The sequence below is a fragment of the Serratia bockelmannii genome, from assembly GCF_051803255.1.
Taxonomy (GTDB): domain Bacteria; phylum Pseudomonadota; class Gammaproteobacteria; order Enterobacterales; family Enterobacteriaceae; genus Serratia; species Serratia bockelmannii.
In genome coordinates this window covers 4,529,815-4,550,863 of the sequence record NZ_CP196512.1, presented here as the reverse complement: position 1 = coordinate 4,550,863, position 21,049 = coordinate 4,529,815, and the positions used below count along the sequence as shown (strand labels likewise).

26 protein-coding genes are annotated in these 21,049 nt (G+C 54.4%); 22 read left to right on the top strand and 4 right to left on the bottom strand.

Features of this window, described 5'->3' with window-relative positions; translation table 11 throughout:
- Positions 1–147 precede the first annotated feature (147 nt).
- On the top strand, positions 148–1,203 hold the full coding sequence (locus ACSJLU_RS21630) for a DNA cytosine methyltransferase (protein WP_164095383.1): 1,056 nt from the start codon (positions 148–150) through the stop codon (positions 1,201–1,203).
- 72 nt (positions 1,204–1,275) lie between these two features.
- Here ACSJLU_RS21630 and ACSJLU_RS21625 read toward each other — a convergent pair whose 3' ends face one another.
- Entirely contained in the window at positions 1,276–3,234 is a 1,959-nt protein-coding gene (locus ACSJLU_RS21625) for a BbrUII/HgiDII family restriction enzyme (RefSeq protein ID WP_439041037.1), read from the bottom strand.
- A gap of 477 nt (positions 3,235–3,711) precedes the next feature.
- Here ACSJLU_RS21625 and ACSJLU_RS21620 point away from each other — a divergent pair, with 477 nt between their 5' ends.
- Both ACSJLU_RS21620 and ACSJLU_RS21615 read left to right on the top strand, forming a co-directional pair.
- The gene (locus tag ACSJLU_RS21620; protein WP_439041035.1) at positions 3,712–3,966 is read left to right on the top strand and encodes a type II toxin-antitoxin system HicA family toxin; all 255 of its coding nucleotides are present in this window, start codon (positions 3,712–3,714) and stop codon (positions 3,964–3,966) included.
- Positions 3,963–4,307, top strand: coding sequence for a type II toxin-antitoxin system HicB family antitoxin (locus tag ACSJLU_RS21615; protein ID WP_439041034.1), 345 nt, complete (start codon positions 3,963–3,965; stop codon positions 4,305–4,307). Before ACSJLU_RS21620 ends, ACSJLU_RS21615 begins: the two co-directional genes overlap by 4 nt.
- Before the next feature lie 44 nt (positions 4,308–4,351).
- On the opposite strand, the gene ACSJLU_RS21610 is transcribed toward ACSJLU_RS21615, so the two are convergent.
- Together ACSJLU_RS21610 and ACSJLU_RS21605 are read right to left on the bottom strand one after the other, a co-directional pair.
- Positions 4,352–5,386, bottom strand: a complete 1,035-nt coding sequence (locus ACSJLU_RS21610; protein WP_164095380.1) for a phage portal protein — start codon at positions 5,384–5,386, stop codon at positions 4,352–4,354.
- Positions 5,386–7,158 carry a terminase ATPase subunit family protein gene (locus tag ACSJLU_RS21605; RefSeq protein ID WP_164095379.1) on the bottom strand — a complete coding sequence of 591 codons (1,773 nt, stop codon included), beginning with the start codon at positions 7,156–7,158 and terminating at the stop codon, positions 5,386–5,388. The genes ACSJLU_RS21610 and ACSJLU_RS21605 overlap by 1 nt, the downstream gene beginning before the upstream one ends.
- 142 nt (positions 7,159–7,300) lie before the next feature.
- Here ACSJLU_RS21605 and ACSJLU_RS21600 point away from each other — a divergent pair, with 142 nt between their 5' ends.
- From ACSJLU_RS21600 to ACSJLU_RS21515, 18 genes are all read left to right on the top strand, one after another.
- On the top strand, positions 7,301–8,116 hold the full coding sequence (locus tag ACSJLU_RS21600; RefSeq protein ID WP_273890126.1) for a GPO family capsid scaffolding protein: 816 nt from the start codon (positions 7,301–7,303) through the stop codon (positions 8,114–8,116).
- A 42-nt stretch (positions 8,117–8,158) separates the two neighbouring features.
- On the top strand, positions 8,159–9,337 hold the full coding sequence (locus ACSJLU_RS21595; protein ID WP_439041033.1) for a phage major capsid protein, P2 family: 1,179 nt from the start codon (positions 8,159–8,161) through the stop codon (positions 9,335–9,337).
- 2 nt (positions 9,338–9,339) lie between these two features.
- Complete coding sequence (locus ACSJLU_RS21590; RefSeq protein WP_439041032.1) at positions 9,340–9,999, top strand: terminase endonuclease subunit; 660 nt, start codon at positions 9,340–9,342, stop codon at positions 9,997–9,999.
- A 93-nt stretch (positions 10,000–10,092) separates the two neighbouring features.
- Positions 10,093–10,581, top strand: a complete 489-nt coding sequence (locus ACSJLU_RS21585) for a head completion/stabilization protein (RefSeq protein WP_273890129.1) — start codon at positions 10,093–10,095, stop codon at positions 10,579–10,581.
- On the top strand, positions 10,581–10,784 hold the full coding sequence (locus tag ACSJLU_RS21580) for a tail protein X (RefSeq protein ID WP_015379118.1): 204 nt from the start codon (positions 10,581–10,583) through the stop codon (positions 10,782–10,784). Before ACSJLU_RS21585 ends, ACSJLU_RS21580 begins: the two co-directional genes overlap by 1 nt.
- A gap of 4 nt (positions 10,785–10,788) precedes the next feature.
- Positions 10,789–10,998, top strand: coding sequence for an HP1 family phage holin (locus tag ACSJLU_RS21575; RefSeq protein WP_273890130.1), 210 nt, complete (start codon positions 10,789–10,791; stop codon positions 10,996–10,998).
- Positions 10,982–11,494 carry a lysozyme gene (locus ACSJLU_RS21570; RefSeq protein WP_439041031.1) on the top strand — a complete coding sequence of 171 codons (513 nt, stop codon included), beginning with the start codon at positions 10,982–10,984 and terminating at the stop codon, positions 11,492–11,494. The genes ACSJLU_RS21575 and ACSJLU_RS21570 overlap by 17 nt, the downstream gene beginning before the upstream one ends.
- A complete protein-coding gene (gene lysB, locus ACSJLU_RS21565) occupies positions 11,491–11,919 on the top strand; it encodes an Rz-like lysis system protein LysB (RefSeq protein ID WP_273890132.1) in 429 nt (142 codons plus the stop codon). Before ACSJLU_RS21570 ends, lysB begins: the two co-directional genes overlap by 4 nt.
- A complete protein-coding gene (gene lysC / locus ACSJLU_RS21560; RefSeq protein WP_273890133.1) occupies positions 11,813–12,043 on the top strand; it encodes an Rz1-like lysis system protein LysC in 231 nt (76 codons plus the stop codon). Before lysB ends, lysC begins: the two co-directional genes overlap by 107 nt.
- Complete coding sequence (locus ACSJLU_RS21555) at positions 12,015–12,491, top strand: phage tail protein (protein ID WP_337061427.1); 477 nt, start codon at positions 12,015–12,017, stop codon at positions 12,489–12,491. The genes lysC and ACSJLU_RS21555 overlap by 29 nt, the downstream gene beginning before the upstream one ends.
- Positions 12,478–12,924 carry a phage virion morphogenesis protein gene (locus ACSJLU_RS21550; RefSeq protein WP_273890135.1) on the top strand — a complete coding sequence of 149 codons (447 nt, stop codon included), beginning with the start codon at positions 12,478–12,480 and terminating at the stop codon, positions 12,922–12,924. Before ACSJLU_RS21555 ends, ACSJLU_RS21550 begins: the two co-directional genes overlap by 14 nt.
- A 72-nt stretch (positions 12,925–12,996) precedes the next feature.
- The gene (locus ACSJLU_RS21545; protein WP_060453228.1) at positions 12,997–13,626 is read left to right on the top strand and encodes a phage baseplate assembly protein V; all 630 of its coding nucleotides are present in this window, start codon (positions 12,997–12,999) and stop codon (positions 13,624–13,626) included.
- Positions 13,627–13,641: 15 nt separating this feature from the next.
- The gene (locus ACSJLU_RS21540; protein WP_273890136.1) at positions 13,642–13,908 is read left to right on the top strand and encodes a hypothetical protein; all 267 of its coding nucleotides are present in this window, start codon (positions 13,642–13,644) and stop codon (positions 13,906–13,908) included.
- Positions 13,905–14,255 carry a GPW/gp25 family protein gene (locus tag ACSJLU_RS21535; protein ID WP_048321956.1) on the top strand — a complete coding sequence of 117 codons (351 nt, stop codon included), beginning with the start codon at positions 13,905–13,907 and terminating at the stop codon, positions 14,253–14,255. The genes ACSJLU_RS21540 and ACSJLU_RS21535 overlap by 4 nt, the downstream gene beginning before the upstream one ends.
- Before the next feature lie 4 nt (positions 14,256–14,259).
- Positions 14,260–15,168 (top strand): baseplate assembly protein, encoded by a 909-nt coding sequence (locus ACSJLU_RS21530; RefSeq protein ID WP_273890137.1) that lies wholly within the window; start codon positions 14,260–14,262, stop codon positions 15,166–15,168.
- Positions 15,161–15,694, top strand: a complete 534-nt coding sequence (locus ACSJLU_RS21525; RefSeq protein ID WP_439041030.1) for a phage tail protein I — start codon at positions 15,161–15,163, stop codon at positions 15,692–15,694. The genes ACSJLU_RS21530 and ACSJLU_RS21525 overlap by 8 nt, the downstream gene beginning before the upstream one ends.
- 9 nt (positions 15,695–15,703) lie before the next feature.
- On the top strand, positions 15,704–18,238 hold the full coding sequence (locus ACSJLU_RS21520) for a phage tail-collar fiber domain-containing protein (protein ID WP_439041029.1): 2,535 nt from the start codon (positions 15,704–15,706) through the stop codon (positions 18,236–18,238).
- Between the two features lies 1 nt (position 18,239).
- Positions 18,240–18,764, top strand: a complete 525-nt coding sequence (locus tag ACSJLU_RS21515; protein ID WP_060418390.1) for a tail fiber assembly protein — start codon at positions 18,240–18,242, stop codon at positions 18,762–18,764.
- A 168-nt stretch (positions 18,765–18,932) separates the two neighbouring features.
- On the opposite strand, the gene ACSJLU_RS21510 is transcribed toward ACSJLU_RS21515, so the two are convergent.
- Positions 18,933–19,217 carry a biofilm development regulator YmgB/AriR family protein gene (locus ACSJLU_RS21510; RefSeq protein ID WP_049278484.1) on the bottom strand — a complete coding sequence of 95 codons (285 nt, stop codon included), beginning with the start codon at positions 19,215–19,217 and terminating at the stop codon, positions 18,933–18,935.
- Positions 19,218–19,877: 660 nt separating this feature from the next.
- Here ACSJLU_RS21510 and ACSJLU_RS21505 point away from each other — a divergent pair.
- Positions 19,878–21,047: a phage tail sheath protein gene (locus ACSJLU_RS21505; RefSeq protein ID WP_439041028.1), complete on the top strand. Its 1,170-nt coding sequence runs from the start codon at positions 19,878–19,880 to the stop codon at positions 21,045–21,047.
- Positions 21,048–21,049: the final 2 nt, after the last annotated feature.

Below are 21,049 nucleotides of genomic sequence, written 5' to 3'. Positions count from 1 at the left end.
CAGGCTTACAAAGCTGTCCTTGATTAGCTCAAAAAATGCATTTCTGCATAATGACATGAATGTAAAGGATTTTTTTGATATGAAATCATCATCGAAGTCGATTGGAAAAAGTGGTACAATTTGATGATTCTATAGGGAGGACAGACCTTGATTAGAGTTGTTGATCTTTTTTGTGGAGCTGGCGGTTTAACGCATGGACTTCAAAAGGCTGGTTTAAAAGTAGTCGCTGGCTATGATATTGATGCCACATGTCGTTATGCATATGAGAAAAATAATAGTGCTCTGTTTGTGCAAAAAAGTGTAACTGATCTAGATGATGGTGAGATAGATAAACATTTTCAAGGAGCAACAATAAAAATATTAGCAGGGTGTGCTCCATGCCAGCCTTTTTCAAGTTATACAAATACAGAAAAATCGGATAAAAAAACAAAAGACCACCGATGGCCTCTACTGTATAGCTTCGCTAAGCAAATAAAAATATGTTCACCTGATATTGTTACGATGGAGAATGTTCCTAGAGTTATAAATCATGATGTATTCAAAGATTTTGTTAGCTCATTGGAATCCGAAGGTTATTTCGTTTGGTATGATACTGTTTACTGTCCCGATTATGGGATGGCCCAAAGTCGTTCACGGCTCGTACTATTAGCCTCCAAAATGGGCGAGATAAAATTAATTCCACCAACTCATAGCAAAGGAAATTACAATACCGTTAGGAGTGTAATTGGCAAACTCCCGCCAATAAAGGCTGGTAGTGCTGATAAAAAAGATAAGTTACATTTTGCCTCTTCTCTGTCTCCATTAAATATGGAGCGAATAAAGCATTCTAAGCCAGGTGGGACATGGCGAGATTGGCCGGAATCACTACGAGCTTCATGCCATATAAAAGAATCGGGATCTTCCTATACGGCAGTATATGGAAGGATGAGTTGGGATAAACTAGGCTCGACGATCACAACACAGTGTATTGGTTTTGGCAATGGAAGGTTTGGGCATCCTGAACAAAATCGCGCTATTAGTCTTAGAGAAGCAGCATTGCTTCAATCTTTTCCAATGAATTACGAGTTTTGGCCAAATGACATAAAAATAGAAATAAGGAACGTTGCTCGTTTAATTGGAAATGCAGTGCCAGTAAGATTAGGTGAGGTTGTTGGGAAAAGTATCTTGGAGCATATAAAAGAAAAGCGTAATATTTCTGCATAGCCGATGCAATTAAGATTATAAGTAAAAAAGAAAACCACCACATGCCGTGGTGGTTTTTTTAGATATGGTTTTTTAAATCCCATCAACTATCTGCATTATTCTAGCTGCATCATCTTTTTTATTTTGATACTCAGCATAAGCTTGCTTAGATTGAATAATTAAATCGCTATATGTTAAAACCTTAGCGTTTATTGATTGCAATTGTGAGCGGACAAAATTATCACTGACGCCATCATATCCTTTACCTACAAGAAATACGACGTCGATTGAAGGGATTTTTCCTCCAGGGCAGCTATTAGGGTTGTTCCTAAACCATTGCTCCGTTGCTATAACATATTTTCTGCCTTGGCTTACAAGAGCGTGAATATCAGGGTACACTTTAGGTCTTTTCATTTCAATAATGACGTGCTTTCCTGACACTGTTTTAAATGCTATATCTATCCTTGCACCACTTTCAGTTTCAGGGTCAACCTCTTTGAGTTCTCTTGTTAGAGTTTGCTCCATAACTGTACTACCTGTAACTCTTTCCCACGAAGGATCTAACAGCCATAAATGATCATATAGATATTTTTGTACAGCTCTTTCCAACTCATTGTCATCTGTTATTTTTTGGAATTTTTCGATTACTTTTAAACGCTGAGATGTAATTTCATAGAATAGACTGGCTTCAATATCATTTACAGAAGCAAATACCTCTCTAAAGTGCTCTGAATTCAGATCGCTAATCTTATCCAAAGCTTCAAGGTTATCTTTTATTCTTAACCTTTCAAAGGCGAGAACAGTATTTTTTAATACCGTCTTTTTCGCTGATTTTTGGTTTTCTTCATCTCCAGAAAATCTAAATGTATTAATTTTACCAAGTAACTTTTCAGCACTGTTTCTTTCATGTCTTGACATTGATGCTAGCCATTTGCTAACCGCAGGTGATGTTTGTTTAACTTCATTCAACCCTTTGGCTCTTCTCCATTCGTCCCATTCTTTATCAATTTTCTGTAAGGTTCGCTCTAAAAATCCTTTTATAACAGGATAACGTGGATCATTCTGTTGTAATTTCTGACGAGAAGATGTTGCCATATCAGGTTTTTCATTCTCGTCAAGGAAATCGGCTACAAGCTCTCCTACCAGATAATTTGTAAAAACTTTTGCGCTACCAAACTCAAGCAATATGTCTTCTTCAAAAACACGGCCATTGGATATAACAGTTATTGTATTATTTGATATTTCTGGGTCTTTTTTAAGTTGGGATGGTTTCTCGACACTACCTATATATCCAGTAATTCGATAATCAACACCATCAAAAGAAATTTTATTTTCCAGTAAACTCTTTTTTGATAAATTCTTACAGGCGTCAATTCTTGTACTATCTGAGCTACCAAACTCCCATAAAAATTCCAAATCGGAAAGGAAATCGCGATCTTCTGGTGTTATTTCTGTTCCATTTATTTTGACAATAAAATCGTGCCCTGGGCCAATTATACTGAATCTACGCGCCAATCTTTTCCTTAGATAAGTCTGTGTTCTATCAATGGATTTCTTTAAGTCCTTTAATATTATTGTAGTGCCAAACTCAAAACCCAAAGGAACATCGATAGCTTTGGCTACATAATTTTCACTACTTTTAATACAGCGTTGTAATTCATCAACATCAACCTCAAATCCCTGTGCATCTTCATTTTTTTTGTGAGAGAACACCTGTATTTTATTAGCTAATGAAAACATAGCTAACTTTCCAATACCTTTTCTTCCCATCACTTGTCGTTGCAAACCATCACTCTTGAATCTTCCGCTTTCACGTCTGGCATACCCAACCTTTAAAAACCTGTTGATAATATCGTCTTTTGACATTCCATGACCGTTGTCTTTTATTATGACAGTTTCATTATCAACATCCAAGGTTATATCTACATTCCTTGCATCAGCATCCCATGCATTTGAAATTATTTCTGTTAATACAGCTGGTGTATTGGAATACAAACTCATACCAAGATGATTCAAAACATTCAGGTCTATTTTTATTTCAAAGTCGGACATGTCCTTTTCCTTGCGGTGATTTACACTGTAGATATTCTACAAGTCTATCAAAAATGTATAGAAACTAAACATCCATTTAAAATGGATGTCAAATATTATGACTGAAAATGTAGTATGCATGAATATGCTGCATGAAATTGCATGATGATCCAGTGTGATTTTTATCCCCGCAGCGCCAGTGCTGGCGCGGATCGCGCCGGATCACGCAACTGCATTAAAAGCGACACATGAAGCGGGCAGGCGAGGCGGGGATAGCATTGCGCGCAAGCCGTGTTGAATCCCTCCCAAAAGAGCCGCCCAGCGTCCCGTCACGGCGATTTATCGCAATACTTACATGAGATGGGGTTTGATGTCGTGGCGCCATGGTGGCGCTCTCAGGCGCTTACAGCGCACTGCATAACATCGCCAATCAATGACACCAAAAAATGACACTATAATATTCTTGCGGTGGTGTCATAAAGTGATACTATAAACCCCATGAACAAACGACACCAAAAAACGCTGTCAGATGTGTTTTCCCGGCCTGTCAACGGTTCTATAAAGTGGTCTGATATTGAGGCGCTTTTTACCGCATTAGGGGCGGAGATTCACGAAAGGGAAGGTTCTAGGATCGCGATGCTGTTGAAAGGTGAAAAAAGAGTCTTTCACCGGCCACACCCCAGACCTACCACTGACAAGGGGGCGGTTAACTCCATTCGGATCTGGTTGGATAGCTTAGGAATAAAACCATGATGAATAACACACTGAAAATTGACGGCCATACGGCCGTCATCAACTTCGACCCTGAAATTGAAATGTTCCGGGGCGAGTTTGTCGGGCTGAACGGCGGCGCCGACTTCTACGCCTACAGCGTGGACGAGCTGAAGAAAGAAGGCGCAATCTCACTCGCGGTCTTTCTCGATGAGTGCCCCAAAGACGGCATTGAGCCTTACAAGTCGTACAGCGGCAAAGTAACCACCCGCTTATCGCCGGAACGCCACCAGGCGTTAGCCATTGCCGCACAGGCTACCGGGCAGTCAATTAACGAACTGCTGAATGAAGGTGTTGATCTGGTTATCGAAAAGCATTCCTGATCCAGCACCAACAAAAAAGCCGCCAATCACTGGCGGCTTTTTGCTTATTCGGTCGGCAAATCATACGGCGCGAATCTAATCACTTCTTCCCCGATCCAGTCGTTCACCTCCTTCATGCGCTCTTGCAGCGGTGTTAGCTCGTTGCGTACAAACACCTGAGCGGCTTTTTTCACATCCCCGAAGCCGCCGGTATTGTTCGGGATAATCCCCATCATCTGCGGCGGTACGCGGTGCGCGCTCAGCAGATCGTCGCGGCTGGCATTCTTGATGTTGAAAAAGTCGTCCTTGGTGGCAACCTCGGACAGCGGCAAGATCTTAATGCCGTCCGGTTTGCCATTCGGGGCGTACATGAACAGATTGCGGAAGTTCCCCAAGCCCTTGGTGTCGCGCATGGCTTGGCGCATTCTGTCAACGTCGCTGGTACTCTGCGCCGCGTCGGTCATATACAGGATATAACCGGCGTGCGCCCCGTTCTGGTAATACTTACGGCGGAACAGCGTCGCTGCCTCATTCAGCCAGGCGGAGTTAAGCGCGCTTAGATACTCCGGCAGGCCGTATAGTTCCTGATTGATGTCCGGCTCAATAAGGTGAAAAACGCTGTCAGTCCTGAAGCGGTGCGCCTCTTTCCAGTCCTGAACAAACCAGTAAGCACCGCGTTCCACACCGCGCCGCGTGTACTTGGCAGGGGAGGATTTTAGCTGCAGCGGCGCGCCGAGGCGGTTTTGACGTTCTTCTAAATAGGCGTTGCCGAACACCAGATAATCCAGCGCATAGCGGCTAAACTCCTGCTGACTTAACAGCCGGTGTGGGATAAACGTTGACGCTAAAATATTGCGCTTAACGTACATCGGCGAGCTGTGATGCACGGCGGCGCGCACACTGCGTGCCAGCCCATCGAAGCTGATCGGCGGCTCGTACCACTTGCCATTGGTCGTGCACTCGATGTAATCCAGAATTTCCCGCTTATCCAGCACAGCCGACGGCTCGCCAAAGGTGAACGCCTCAAAATCCTGCTTCTGCTCTGCTGCCGGGGCTGGTGCCGGGGTGGTAAATGCCTTGCGGCCTTTGCGCTTGCTCATCAGTAAAACTCCAAAATGTTCGGGCTGCTGTGGCCACTGCCTGCGGTCAGCGGTTCGTTTAAGAGGGCGTGCATGATTGCCCACGCGACATCGGCGTGGCTGGCTTCTTCGCTGCGGCTGGCGGTGTAGGTGGAGCGCGCACCACTGGCGGTCATGGTTTTGCGGATCGCCATAAAGGCGGCGGTGATGTCGGTGTGGCTCGTATCGTATTCCAGACAGCCGCGCCCGATGGTGTCTTTTGCCTTCAGCACCATGGCGGTTTTGATTTCCGGGGTGTATTTGATCTCCCGCGCGGCCGGGAAGAACTCGCGCACCAACTGGAAAACACCCTGGCCGACGGTGGTCGCATCGATGCCGATGTACTCCACGCAATATTTTTCGGTAAGGTCTTTAATCTTCTGGGCCTGAGCGGCAAAGTTCATGCCCTGCCACTGGTGGCGTTCGAGCACGCGGAACTTGCCCCCGGCCACCATTGGCGGCGCGATCACCGCGCACCCGGCGCTGTCGCCGCCGTTGGCTTCCGATGGGTCGTAGCCGATCCACACCGGGCGATAACCGAACGGTCGCACGGCGTATGGGTTGAAGTCCTCCCACTCTTCCAGCGTATCAACCATGCAGCCTTGCAGCTCGGCGAACGGGAATACCGACGCGGTATCGTCCACAAATTCACACATCAGCAGGTTCTGATACTCTGCCGGGCTGTATTCGAGCGACAGCTGATCGAGGTCAAACAGGTTACAGCCGCCGGTCAGCGCATCCTCAACCGTGACAATCTGGCGCCATTGCCCATCACCGCACAGCACGCCTTTTGACAGGTGGCTGTGGCTGAGGTCGAGCTGAACGTGATCGGTTTTACTGCGGCGGCCTTTGTTAAAGAGTTCCCCCGACCAGAACGGATAAGCGGAGTGCGCCAGACTCGATGGTGTGGAAAAGTAGGTGGTGCGCCACCGCTTGTGCAGCGACATCCCGCTGGCGACTTTCCGCAGCTCCTGGAATTTCGGGATCCAGAAATACTCATCCAGATACAGATTGCCGGTGTAGCTCTGCGCGGTGCGCACGTTGGTGCCGAGGAACATCAGGCGGGCGCCGTTCGGCAGCACCATCGGATCGCCTTTCAGGTCAACCTCGACAAGCCGCGCAAAATCAATGATGTAATTGCGGAATACGTGCGCCTGCGCCTTACTGGCTGACAGGAAAATCTGATTGCGGCCGGTGGTCAGCGCATCGAGTAATGCTTCGCGGGCAAAGAAGAACGTGGCGCCGATCTGGCGCGATTTCAGGATGTTGCGGATACGGTGTTGCAGCCCGGCGCGATACCATCCCATCTGATACTCGAAGGTAGTTTCTGTGAAGATGCTTTGCAGCTTCTCCACGGCGGCCTCGCTGAACACGTTGCGCTCGGCGGGCTTGCGCTCGCCTTTGTTGCGGTTGGCGACGTTCGGGTTTAAGTCCGCCTCGTTGCCGGTCGCCGAATAGCGATTGACCCGCGCCAGCCGTTCAATCTGGCGGCCTAACAGATCGATTTCTTTGAAGTCTTTCCCCTCCTTGACGTCTTTCATGATGAGCTGAATCAACCGCGCTTCCATGCTTTGCTCCACGCGGGAAATGGGCGCGATGTCGTCCCATTTATCGCGCAGTTTCCAGCTCTGCACGGTCGGCCCCTTGAGGTTCAGCGTTTCCGCAATTTGGCGCACAGAGAAGCCCTGCCAGTAGAGCAAGGCAGCCTGGCGGCGCGGATCGCTGATGATGGTTGTTGCCTGTGTCGTATTCATGCCGGCAAGGCTACGAAAGCGCCGGGCGACTCGCATTAAGCCCTTGTTGTGCCTCAGATCTTCCAACCGCAACGCGTTGAGACGCGGCGCCATTCCCCCGAAACTAGCCCCGAACCCAATCACCACAACCGGAGCCGTTTACATGGCAAAGAAAGTTACTAAGTTTTTCCGCATCGGCGTTGAAGGCGACACCGTTGATGGCCGCGAGATCGGCGCTGCGGATATTCAGCAGATGGCCGCGACCTACAGCCCGAAGGTGTACGGCGCCCGCATCAACATGGAGCACATCAAGGGGATTTTGCCTGACGGCTATTTTCGTCGTTACGGCGGCGTGGTTGAGCTGAAGGCCGAAACAATCGACGAGCCGGACGAACCGCTGTTGCACGGCAAATGGGCGCTGTATGCCAGTCTGGCCCCGACCGCCGATCTGGTGTCGATGGTCGGCGCGGGCCAAAAGGTTTTCACCTCGATGGAGATCCGCCGCGATTTCGCCAAAACCGGCAAGTCTTATCTGGTCGGGCTGGCCGTCACCGATGACCCGGCGAGCCTCGGCACTGACATGCTGGAGTTCAGCCGCCGCCACGAGAACGTCGAGTTCTCCGCGCCGCTGGAAGTCCATTTCGATTTTGAGCCGGTCGCTGACCAGGAAACCTCATTCTCTGCCCGCATCAAAGCGATGTTTAGCCGCAAGCAAGCCACCGACGATGTGCGCTTTGGTGAGATGGAAGGCGCCGTGATGACCGTGGCCGAGCAGTTGCAGGAAGCGGACGCCCGCTTTACCGAGAAATTCGCTGCACTGAGCGAGCAGGTAGCCGACCTCAAACAGCAGGTTGAAACCGGCAGCAATGCGTTCAGTGCGCTGAAAGCCCAGCTTTCCACCTCGGAAGACTTCAGCCAGCAGGCACGCCCGGATGCCACCGGCGGCAACAGCGCGCAAGACGTGCTGACCGACTGCTAAGGCAGTCACACCCGATAAAACCGAACAAAAACAGGAAGAAAAATGCGCAAGCAAACTCGTTTTAAATTTAATGCTTTTCTATCCCGCCTCGCCGAACTGAACGGTGTCGCCACCGGCGATCTGGATAAAAAATTCAGCGTTGAGCCGTCCGTTACGCAAACCATCATGACCCGAGTACAGGACTCCTCGACGTTCCTGACCCGCATCAATATCGTGCCGGTTAAGGAAATGAAGGGAGAGAAAATCGGTTTAGGTGTGAGCGGCTCCATCGCCAGCACCACCGACACCGCCGGCGGCGATGAGCGTGAAACGGCTGACTTTGCCACGCTGGATGCTGAAGGCTATTTCTGTCAGCAGGTAAATTACGATTTCCACATCCGCTACAACACCCTCGACCTGTGGGCCCGTTATCAGGATTTCCAGACCCGTTTACGTGATGCGATTGTTGAACGTCAGGCGCTTGACCGCATCATGATCGGTTTTAACGGTACGCATCGTGCGAAAACCTCCAACCGCGTCAAATTCCCGCTGTTGCAAGACATCGGACCGGGTTGGTTGCAGAAGTACCGCGAGAATGCGCCGGGCCGCGTGATGAATAAAGTCGTGGGTGAGGACGGCAGCGTGGTGTCTGAAAAAGTCCGCGTGGGCACCGGTGGTGATTACGCCAACCTCGACGCGCTGGTGATGGATGCCACCAACACCCTGATTGCACCGTGGTATCAGGAAGACCCGGAGCTGGTGGTGATCTGCGGTCGTCAACTGCTGGCAGACAAGTATTTCCCGCTGGTCAATCAGGAACAGCCCAACACCGAAGCGATGGCCGCCGATCTGATTATCAGCCAGAAGCGCATCGGCAACCTGCCCGCCGTGCGTGTGCCGTACTTCCCGGCGGATGCGCTGTTGATTACGCGCATGGATAACCTGTCGATCTACTGGCAGGAAGACACGCACCGCCGCCATATGGTGGAAAACTCGAAGCGTGACCGCATCGAAAACTATGAATCCATCAATGAGGATTATGTGGTGGAGGATTACGCCTGCGGCTGTCTGGTGGAGAACATTAAGCTGTTACCGACGGAACCAAAAAAAGAAGGCATCGCCGAGCTGGCCGAGGCCATTGTCAAGGCGGTCAAAGTTGCCGCTGCGCCAGCGGAACCAGCAGCCGACGTGAAAGCCCCGGAGGAAGCACCGGCAGACGACAAAGCGAAAGGCGGTAAATAACCATGACCAGCCCTGCCCGCCGTCACCTTATGCGCCAGTCAGCGGTCCTGGCCGCGCAGCGGGAGAATGACCCGCTGCGCCACGCCAACGGCTATGAACGGATGATGCTTAAACTCAATGAAGATAAGCGAAAGCTCAAACAGGTGCGCTCACAAGAGCGTAAGGCCGAACTCAAGCGCCAACTGCTGCCGGAGTATGCTCCCTGGGTTGCCGGTGTGCTGGCCGAAGGTCGCGGCGCGCAGGACGCCATTCTGATGACGGTCATGATCTGGCGTCTGGATGCCGGGGACATTCCCGGCGCGCTGGACATCGCCCGCTATGCGCTGCGCTACCAGTTGGCGCCGCCGGGCAATTTCGCGCGCTCCACGCCATACCTCATCGCAGAAGACGTCGCCGAGTCTGCCACCCGCGCCTTTGAGGCCGGGGAGCCGGTCAACATAGACCACCTCATGCAGACAATGGAACTCACCGACGCAGAAGACATGCCCGACCAGGTGCGCGCCAAGTTGCACAAAATCACCGGGTACGTCTTGCGCGCGGCGGGCAGGGCTGAACTGGCATTGAACCACCTTAAGCGTGCGCTGCAGTTGCATAACGGCTGCGGTGTGAAAAAAGACATTGAACGGCTGGAGCGGGCAATACGCACCGCCGCCAGCCGCTGACAGAACGCGCCCCGCGCCGGGCGGCACGACGGCCGCGACAGGTTTCACCTCGTCAACGCCGTCGTCCACCGCCCCCTAACTTTCTGAGGTCATATGAGCACCGTTGTGATTAAGCGGCCACGCCCGGACGCGCCAGCACCGCGCCCGGAGGATGAGCCGATCGTTAAAAACGTCTTTTTCTGGCCGGACATTGACCCGGCGGACGTGCGCGACGTGATGCGCATTGAAGGCACAATCACCGCCCCGCGCCTGCGGCTGGCAATTAAAAGCGCGATCGCGGAGGTCAACGCCGAGCTGTTCACCTTCCGCCGCGACCAGATGGTCGACGGCTACCAGCGGCTTGAGGATGTGCCGGGCGAACAGCTCGACGGCGAAAGCGTGCGGGTGAGCGAGTACCGCAACGCCGTCAGCGCGATGACCATGGCGACGCTCTCGGAGCAATACCGCAGTTTCGACACCACCGCCACCGGCGGCCGCAAGGCTGATGTGGTTGAAGCCTCGATCGGCGAGCTCTGGCGCAACGCCCGCAACGCGATCAGTAACGTGGCCGAGCGTAGCCACTGCATCATCGGGCTGCTCTGATGAGAGTCTACGCCCTGCAGGGCGACACCGTTGACGCGATTTGCTGGCGCTACTACGGGCGCACGCAGGGCGTGGTTGAGCAGGTCTATTCGCTAAATGAAGGGCTGGCCGCTGCCGGGGCGATTTTGCCCCACGGCCACCCGGTCGAGCTGCCGGACGTGACCGCCGCGCCGCAGCGTGAAACCGTCAATTTATGGGATTAGAAACATGGAGCGCATCACCTCATTTTTAGCCTACTCGGTAGCGATGTTCCTCGCGTGGATCGGCAAGTATTCACCGCAGGACATCGCCTTTATGGTCGGCGCCGCCGTGGGCGTCGGCACGTTCCTCGTTAACTGGTACTACCGCCGCAAAAGCTACCAGCTGTTGAACAAGTTGGGCGTCAGCCGGAGGGTTTACGATGAACTCAATCGCTAAACGCTGCAGTGTGGCCGCCGTGCTGGCGCTGGCGGTGCTGTTGCCGCAATTCAGCGCGCTGCAGATCTCTGAGGCCGGGTTGCGCCTGCTGGCTGATTTCGAGGGCTGTCGTTTATCCCCTTACCAGTGTCAGGCGGGTGTCTGGACAAGCGGCATCGGTCACACGGCCGGGGTAAAGCCAGGAGCGGTTATCAGCGAGCGCCATGCTGCCGTTAACTTCGTCGCCGACGTGTATCGCGTGGAGCGCGGCATAGGCCGCTGTATGCCTGTCACGATGCCGCCGCCGGTTTATGACGCGGTGGTGTCCTTTGCCTTTAACGTCGGCGTCACGGCCGCCTGCGGCTCTACGCTGGCCGGTTTCATCAAGCGGCAGGACTGGCGCAACGCCTGCCAACAGTTGCCGCGCTGGGTGTTCGTCAACGGCGTCAAATCGCCGGGGCTGGAACGGCGCCGGGCGGCGGAGCTGGCCCACTGCCTGAGCGGGGCCGCGCCATGAGCAGCGCGATCGGCTGGTTTCTGGTGCTGGCGCTGGTCGTCGCCGGTTGGATGAAATGGCAGGTTGTCACGTTGGGTGAGCGGCTGGAAAGCGCCCGGCAGGAAAATGGCCGGATAGCGGCGGCGCTGACCGATACCCGCGCGGCGATCGACACGCTGCAGGCGGCGGCCGGCCGGTTGGCGGAGGAAGAGGAAAAATTAAGGGGCGACCTAAACGCCGCGCACCGACTGGCGTTGACGCGCGAGCAGAAAATACAGAGGTTACTCAATGAAAATAAGCAATTACGGGACTGGTTTAACACTGTTTTGCCTGCTGACGTTGCCCGGTTGCACCAGCGCCCCGGTTTCACCGGTGCCGCAGATTATCTACGTTGGTTGTCCGAAGGTGAGTCCGTGCCAAATTCCGGCCAGCCGCCCGGCGACTAACGGCGATCTGAGCGCCGATATTCGCCAGCTTGAAAACGCCTTGGCGGCCTGCGCGGTGCAGGTCGATACGATTAAACACTGTCAGGAACAACACGATGTTAAAACCGCAACAGCTCCGCGCTGAGCTGACTAGCTGCCTGCCGTGGCTACAGCGCAACCCTGAAAATCTGCAAGTTCGGGTAGAGCGCGGCAATGTGGCCGCCACGCTTGCCGCCTCGCTGTCCCATGAGTACCGCTATACGCTGAACCTGCTGTTTATGGACTACACCGGCGATCTGGATTTAATCATGGTGCCGATTCAGGCATGGCTACGGGAAAACCAGCCGGACATTATGGCAACGGAGGAAAAGCGCCGCACCGGGATCACCTTTGCGAGCGACTTTAACAACAACGGCTCTTACGATTTCAGCGTGTCGCTGCAGTTGACCGAGCGTGTTTTGGTGAAAGAGCTAGGCGATGGCGCGTTGCATGTTGAGCACCTGCCGGAGCCGCCGTTACCGGAGGACGTGACGCGGCCGATGCAGCTCTTTGTTCACGGTGAATTAGTGAGTGAATGGCATGAGCGAGCTTAACCCCTTTGACACCCGGCTGGCCGGGTTGATTGCCAGGCTGTCGCCGCAGTCGCGTAAGTCGCTGGCCGTTGCCGTGTCAAAGCGACTGCGCGCCGGTCAACAGCAACACATCAAACGCCAGCAAGCACCGGACGGCACACCCTACGCGCCGCGCAAAACTCGGCTTCGCAACAAAAAGCGCCTGCGCGATCGGGCGATGTTCTCCAAGCTGCGCACCGCCCGTTACCTGAAAGCCCAGGGCAACAGCGATGCGGCGGTGGTTGAGTTTGTCGGGCGTGTGAAACGCATGGTAAACGTTCACCATTACGGCCTGCGCGATCGGCCGACGCCGCACAGCGAGGCGGTAAAATATGAGGCTCGTCCGTTACTGGGATTTGGCCCGGATGACGTCAAAATCATAGAAACGGCCGTGATAGAACACCTCGCAGAATAACCCCCTGTTGTGCCTCCGATCTTCCAACCTCATCGCGTTGTCGCCGCCCGCGCCGGGCGGCATCCTTCCAGCATGAACAATCAACACGACATTTTGCGCCTGCTGCGCAACCTGATCCGCATCGGCACCGTGAGCACCGTTGACCTTGATAACGGCCTGTGCCGCGTCGAAACCGGCGGCAATCTTACCGACTGGCTCAACTGGCTAACCTGCCGTGCAGGGCGCACCCGCAGCTGGTCGGCGCCTTCCGTCGGTGAGCAGGTGTTGATCTTTGCGCTGGGTGGCGAACTCGATACCGCGTTTGTGCTGTGCGGCATTTTCTCTGACGACTTCCCGGCCCCGTCTGCGTCGGCGGATGCGTTGCATATCGCATTCCCTGATGGCGCGGTTATCGAGTACGAACCGGAAACCGGCGCGCTGAGCGTGTCAGGGATTAAAACCGCCGACGTGCAGGCGTCGGAGTCCATCACCGCCAGCACCAAAGTGGTGATCGTTACGGCTGACAAAATCACGCTCGATGCGCCGGAGGTGGTTTGCACCAACAAACTCACCACCGGCACGCTGGAAGTGCAAAAAGGCGGGGAGATGCGCGGGAACATCGAGCACAGCGGCGGCTCGTTCTCGTCGAATGGCATTGTTGTTGATAAGCACACCCACGGCGGCGTCCAGACCGGCGGCGGCAAGACTGATGAACCCTCTTAACCATCGGGAAAAACTATGCATACACCACCGAGGAGTCATTTTACTAAAGAGATCGGTTTAACCGGAATTTCCCGTGGACGCCAACAACGGATCACCGGGAAGGTGCTCCTTCAGGTTGAAACGCTGAAAGAACGCGAAACTGAGCAATGCGGGATTGTGACTGACCGGAAGTATTTCACCGTGTGGCGCGATGCTTCATTGGAGGAATCCTTCAAAGTTCAGCACCGTGTGGGGCTTGTTGCCCCTGAACTTGTGGCTAAAGCAAAGGGCCGAGAAGCGTGAACAGTGCCAAATATATCGGCATGAACCGAGGCAATGGCCGCACGCTGACGGACATCGAGCATATTCGCCAGTCCGTGGCGGACATCCTGATCACGCCGCAGGGTTCGCGTCCGATGCGCCGGGCTTATGGCTCGTTGCTCTCTGAGCTGCTCGACCAGCCGCAGAACGACGCGCTGCGCCTGCAGATTATGGCCGCCTGCTACAGCGCGATTTTGGCGTGGGAGCCGCGCGTCAAGCTGACCGGCATCGCTTTTAATACCACCTATGACGGCAAGATGGTGATCGACATCACCGGCACCCGCACCGATGCCCCTGGCGCGCTGTCGCTGTCTGTTCCTGTGAGCTGAAACCATGGCAACGATTGACCTTTCACAGCTGCCCGCGCCGATCGTCGTTGAGGTGCTGGATTATGAAGATATTTTGGCGGAGCGTAAGGCGACGCTGATTTCGCTTTACCCGGAGGAACAGCGGGAGGCCGTCGCGCGCACGCTGGCGCTGGAGTCGGAGCCGATCGTTAAGTTGCTGCAGGAGAACGCCTACCGCGAGGTGATTTTACGCCAGCGTGTCAATGATGCCGCCAAAGCGGTGATGCTGGCGCATTCCACCGGCGAAGACCTCGACCAGATCGGCGCAAACTTTAATACGCCGCGACTGGTGATCACCCCGGCGGATGAAAGCACCATCCCGCCGACACCGGCAGTCATGGAAGCGGATGAAGATTACCGCCTGCGCCTGCAGGATGCTTTCGAAGGCATGAGTACGGCGGGATCGGCCGGTTCCTACCGTTTTCACGCCCGCTCGGCCGATGGCCGGGTGGCCGATGTGACAGCAATCAGCCCATCACCGGCTAACGTGACCGTCACTGTGTTGTCACGGGACGGCGACGGCACCGCCAGCCCCGAACTGCTGCAGGTTGTCCGCGACGCGCTGAATGATGAGGACGTGCGCCCGGTCGCTGATCGGGTCATCGTGCAAGCGGCCAAAATAACCCGATATAGCATTGATGCCACGCTGTTTCTCTATCCCGGCCCGGAGGTTGCGCCGATCCTCACGGAGGCGAAACAACGTTTGCAAAATTATGTACTGACCATGCGCCGCTTAGGCCGCAGTATCCGGCGTTCCGGTATCATCGCGGCGCTGACAGTGGAAGGTGTTGAACGTGTCGAAGTTGCTCAACCGGCCGCCGACATCGTGCTGGATAAAACGCAGGCGGGTTACTGCACCGATGTGAACATTATCCCAGGGCGAGCCGATGACTAACCGTCTATTGCCTGTCGGCTCCTCACTGCTGGAAGTTGCTGCCGCCGCCGCGTGTGCTGAGCTGGCGCGCGTGCCGGTTCCCCTGCGTGACCTGTGGAACCCGAAAACCTGCCCGGTGCATCTGCTGCCTTATCTGGCGTGGGCGTTCTCTGTCGATCGATGGGATGAGGCTTGGCCGGAGGACGTGAAGCGGGGCGTGGTGTCTGCTGCCTTCTACATTCACCGGCACAAGGGCACCATCGGCGCGGTACGTCGCGTGGTGGAGCCGCTCGGCTACCTGATCAACGTTATCGAGTGGTTCCATTCCGACGGCACCGATCCGCCCGGTACTTTCCGGCTCGATATTGGCGTGCTGGAAACCGGCATCACAGAGGAAATGTATCAGGAGATGGAACGCCTGATCGCCGACGCCAAGCCGCTGAGCCGCCACCTGATCGGCCTCAACATTTTGCAGGACATCCCCGGCCGGATTTACACCGGCGCGGCCGCCATTGATGGCGATGTCATTACCGTTTACCCCGGATAAGAGAAAATCATGAGCAAATACAAAGCGATTATTACCACCGCCGGGGCGGCAAAGATTGCCGCCGCCAGCGCGGGCGGCACGCAGTTGAAAATTGTCCGTATGGCCGTCGGCGACGGGAACGGCACGCTGCCGACACCTAACCCGGCCCAGGCCAAGCTGGTCAACGAGAAATACCGCGCGGCGCTCAACGGGCTGACTATCGACAAAACGCTGAAAAATCACATTCTGGCCGAGATGATTATTCCGGCAAACGTCGGCGGCTTCTGGCTGCGTGAGATGGGCCTCTATGACGATGCCGGGACGCTGATTGCCGTCAGCAACATGGCGGAGAGCTACAAGCCGAAGCTGGAAGAGGGCAGCGGCCGCACGCAGACGCTGCGCATGATCCTGATTGTCAGCAGTACCGAGGCGATTCAGGTGATCGCCGGTGGCGACACCGTGCTGGCGACCAAGGATTTTGTGGCCGACGCGATCGCCGCGCATGAGAAAACCCGAAACCACCCGGACGCCAGCACCACGGCGAAAGGTCTGGTACAGCTGAGCAGCGCAACGACCAGCACCGACGAAACGAAAGCCAGCACGCCCAAAGCGTTAAAAGCGGTCAACGATGCCAGCATGAAAAAGGCCGCCAATCTGTCCGACTTGCCCGACAAGGCCGCCGCGCGTGGCAATTTGGCGCTGGGTGATGCCGCGACGCGCAACGTCGGGGTAGAAGGCGGGCAACTGATGGCCGTCGGCGCGTTTGGTCTGGGGGCGGGCGCGCGGGCTTTCGATAACGCTTATTGCAACACTGCGCAAATTTACCGGCTGAATGCGACCTCTGAGAACAAGCCGCCGATCGCTGGAAATATTGCCGCCGGGGTGCTGAGCCTGCCTTGCGATGCCGCACCCTCAACGGGCTATGTCAGCGTGTCGGGGCTGGGGCATGGTTTTATTGGCCGTTCTAACCGTCCTGAAAATGGGGTGGTATGGTCACGGATTTACACCACCGATTACAAACCAACGGCCGCCGATGTCGGTGCATGGAGTAAAACCGAAGCTGACGGCCGTTTTCTGATGCTGTCCGGCGGCACGGTTAAAAAACTGGCTATTAAGCCCGGCAACGCTGAAACGGATGGGGACTCACTGAATATTGAGGGAAACCAGCATACGCCGTTGGTCATGAGCCGCCCTTCAGCACAGAGTAATTTATCAATCGGTTTCCAAGTCGCTGGGAAGGCACTGATGCGTCTTGGTTTGGGGATGGATAACGAGTTGCATTGGGGAACTGAGCCTAATCAGGGGGCAAACCCGCGTATTTATACGACGGCGAAACCGCCTACCGCGCAAGAAACAGGCGCGTTGACGGATGCGCAAGCTATGCAGAAATACGCGCTGCGTTCTATCAAGGTGAACGGCAAACCGTTGAGCGGGGATGTCAATCTGTTGGCCGGTGATGTCAACGCATGGAATAAAACCGAAGCCGACGGGCGCTATGTGAAACGGGCGGGCGACACCATGACCGGGGCGCTTGCGTTGCCGCGCGTGGTTTTCCCCAGCGAAAGCTTGCAGGCCACAAACGCCGACAGCGACCTCACACGGCCGGACGGTTTCACCCTTGAACAGCTCGGCGATAAATCAGTCGGCTATCCACTGACTAAAGGGAATCTCGGTAATTTGATGACGTTCAAACTCAACAAATACCGGCATGTCCAATTTGCGATCGGCTCGGGTAATACGGAGTTTTGGCTACGTTCTCCTCGGGAAGATAATTCGGCGACGGCTAAGGCTTGGGCGCAGGTGTACACGACACACTACAAGCCGACGGCCGCTGACGTTGGCGCGCTGACGGATGCGCAGGCCGCGCAGAAATACGCGCTGCGCTCTATCAAGGTGAACGGTAAGCCGTTGTCCGCTGATGTGAATTTGTTGGCCGGTGACGTTAACGCCTGGAATAAAACCGAAGCAGATGGCCGCTATCTGGCGAAGACCGGCGGGCAGTTAACCGGGACGCTAAAGACCAGCGCGGAGATCCAATCTACCCATATTGATAATTATCGCATGGTCGGCGGCGGGTTCGGTTCCTTCTGGCGCAATGACGGCAATCGGCTTTATCTGCTGCTGACAAACGAAAATGATCAATACGGCACATTCAACGCCCTGCGTCCGTTCTCTGTGGATGTCAGAACCGGCGCCGCCGCTTTTGAGTCGGGTATTCATATCGGCGGTAAATGGCCTGCGATCACCACCTCCAGCGGGACGACGTGGCACCCAGACGGCAACGTTCAAGGCAGTTGCTGGGGCGGCTACCTCAGCAACTGGCTTAATCAAAATATCTCGGCTGCGCAGAACAATGCGCAGAACTGGGCCTATCAGAATCTGGTTCAGGGTGTGCGCATGGCCGGGCGCACGGTTATTGCGGATACCGGCGGGCGCATCGATTTACCGTCGGGCTGTGTTTATACGGGTATGTCCGGCTCAAACTACAACCCCTCAATCTGGGGCGCTTATTCAGCGGTTCAGGTGCTGATTAACGGCACATGGGCAACAATTGGAACGGTGTAAAATGCAACATATTAAGAATTTGAAGAGATACACGCCGGAAGAATTATTCCTCGGCGAGAACGTGATTTATCTTCAGGATGAAAACGGTATTGACTGGTACGCCGCGCAAAAATTGTTTTCGCCGGACACCGTAAAATTGGCTTATGACGAAAGCGGCATTATCTGCGCGATTAACAGTGATGTGTCGATGCTGTGGCCGATTGGCTTATCGGTTATTGAGCTGAACCCGACGAAACTGCCAAAGTGCTGTCTGGCTAATGGTGAGTGGGTGTTTGACGGTAAGAAAGTGAGCCAGCGCATCTATTCCGCCGAAGAAATGATGGCGAGGGCTGAAGCCAGAAAAAATGAATTGCTGGCGAGCGCGGGTAAGGCTGTTGCGCCGCTGCAGGATGCGGTCGATTTAGGGATGGCGATGGAGGAGGAAATCGTGCAGCTCAAGCTCTGGAAAACTTACCGGGTGCAGCTGAGCCGCATCAATCCGCAGAATGCGCCGGATATCGATTGGCCGGTTGCGCCCAGCGTCTAATAAAAAGCCCGCAGCGATGCGGGGCTTTTATTTTGGAAGTTAACGGAAAATGGTCATGGCACCATAGTTGTTACAAAATTCGGCGCACCAATTAGGATGACGAACAGTAGTATGCTTCCTATGGTAATTGCTGTTGCGAGTTCATTCTTCATAGTGGCATTTCCCCGGTTATTTTGAAAGCGTGCCTACAAACTCCAATGTGTCGCGGTATAACTGGAATTCATCGTTATCAGATGCTTTTTCCATTTCTGCGACTATTTGAGAAAGAATATTATCGGTGTTGACTATTTTTTTGCGAACAAGAAGATCAATGACACATCTGCCCAGAACCGTGCCTACCTTTTCCAAGTTCTGCGTTTCACTATCGGTAAGGTAATGAATACTCATAAGGCCTCCAATCAATGATTTTTCGGATTTGGCCGTTAATCCAGATGTCGTCTTTAGAGCAGGCATTCCCATCCTTAGTTTGGTTGAAAGAGCCCACCGAAGCGGGCAAAAATTTGTCTCTGGTGTATCAAGCGTTACAAAGGTTGTTATAAGGGATTGCGAACCCTGAATAACGCTTTTAGGTTAGGAATGTTCTGAAATCATGGCAAGTGATTACGAACGGTAAGAAACGAATTTAGGACAAATATTTAAAAAAATGCCCCACGGCGGGGCGAAATTTGGTGATGATAGCTACATGAACTACTGCATGTGACGACTAGAGGCATGTGTCGTCTATTGGCGACACTAAAGCAGTTTGGCCGGTTGAACAAGCAAAAAATGCTGAAGTGAGAAATCTTAGGAAAAGTGCCATTCGAAAGTCTGCGCTTTCGAAAAGATGTCGTTACCCCCATGAAAAAGCCCGCAGTGATGCGGGCTTTGTGTTTGCGGCTTCCCTGATGTTGCCGCGCTTGACCTCCAGACCTTACCCCGCCCGGCTCTCCGGCGTCCAATTGATTGCGTAGATCAATACAACGTAATTGATCGGCGCGAGCGATCGTTATTCCCTCCAAAATCCCCCAATCCGGCTCGGCCTGTTGTCTGGTCGGCCTTCCAGCACCCACCGCGTGCGGCCCGGCGAGCCGGGCGTCATCATGCCTGCACCTACTCACCACCCGGAGCAAATTAATGGGCGATTATCATCACGGCGTGCGCGTCGTCGAAATCAACGACGGCACCCGCGTTATTTCCACCGTATCGACGGCAATCGTCGGCATGGTCTGCACGGCGGAGGATGCTGACGCGTCGGTTTTCCCGCTCGATACCCCGGTACTGATCACTGACGTGCTGGCCGCTTCCGGCAAGGCCGGTAAAAAAGGCACGCTGGCGGCGTCGTTGCGGGCGATCGCTGAACAGGCGAAGCCGGTCACAGTGGTTGTCCGCGTTGCCACCGGCAAAGACGCGGCGGAAACCACCTCCAACATCATCGGCGGCGCGAACGCTGAAGGCCGCTATACCGGCATGAAAGCGCTGTTATCTGCACAGGCTGAGCTGGGCGTTAAGCCGCGCATCCTCGGCGTGCCGGGGCTGGATAATCAGGAGGTCGCGACGGCGCTGGCCGGGATTTGTCAGCAGTTGCGCGCGTTTGGCTATATCAGCGCCTACGGCTGCAAAACCGTGCAGGAGGCTACCAAGTACCGCGACAATTTCAGCCAGCGCGAGCTGATGCTGATCTGGCCGGATTTTGTCAGCTGGAACACCACCGCCAACCAGAGCGACATCGCCTACGCCACCGCCCGCGCGCTGGGCCTGCGTGCCAAAATCGACACGGAAACCGGCTGGCATAAGACGCTTTCAAACGTCGGCGTTAACGGCGTGACCGGCATCACCGCCAGCGTGTTCTGGGATTTGCAGGCGCCTGGCACCGATGCTGACCTGTTAAACCAAGCGTGCGTCACCACCCTTATTCGCAAAGACGGCTTTAAATTCTGGGGTTCCCGCACCTGTTCCGATGATCCGTTGTTCATGTTCGAGAACTACACCCGCACCGCGCAGGTGCTGGCCGACACCATGGCCGAGGCGCACCTATGGACCGTTGACCGCCCGGTGACGCCTACGCTGGTGCGCGACATGATTGACGGCATCAACGCGAAATTCCGCGAGCTGAAATCCGCAGGGCTGATTATCGACGGTAATTGCTGGTACGACGAAAGCGCCAACACCGTTGAAACCCTGAAGGCGGGCAAGCTGTTTATCGATTACGACTACACGCCGGTGCCGCCGCTGGAAGATTTAACCCTGCGCCAGCGCATCACCGATCGCTATCTGGCGACGTTTGCGGCATCTGTGAACCGCTAAAG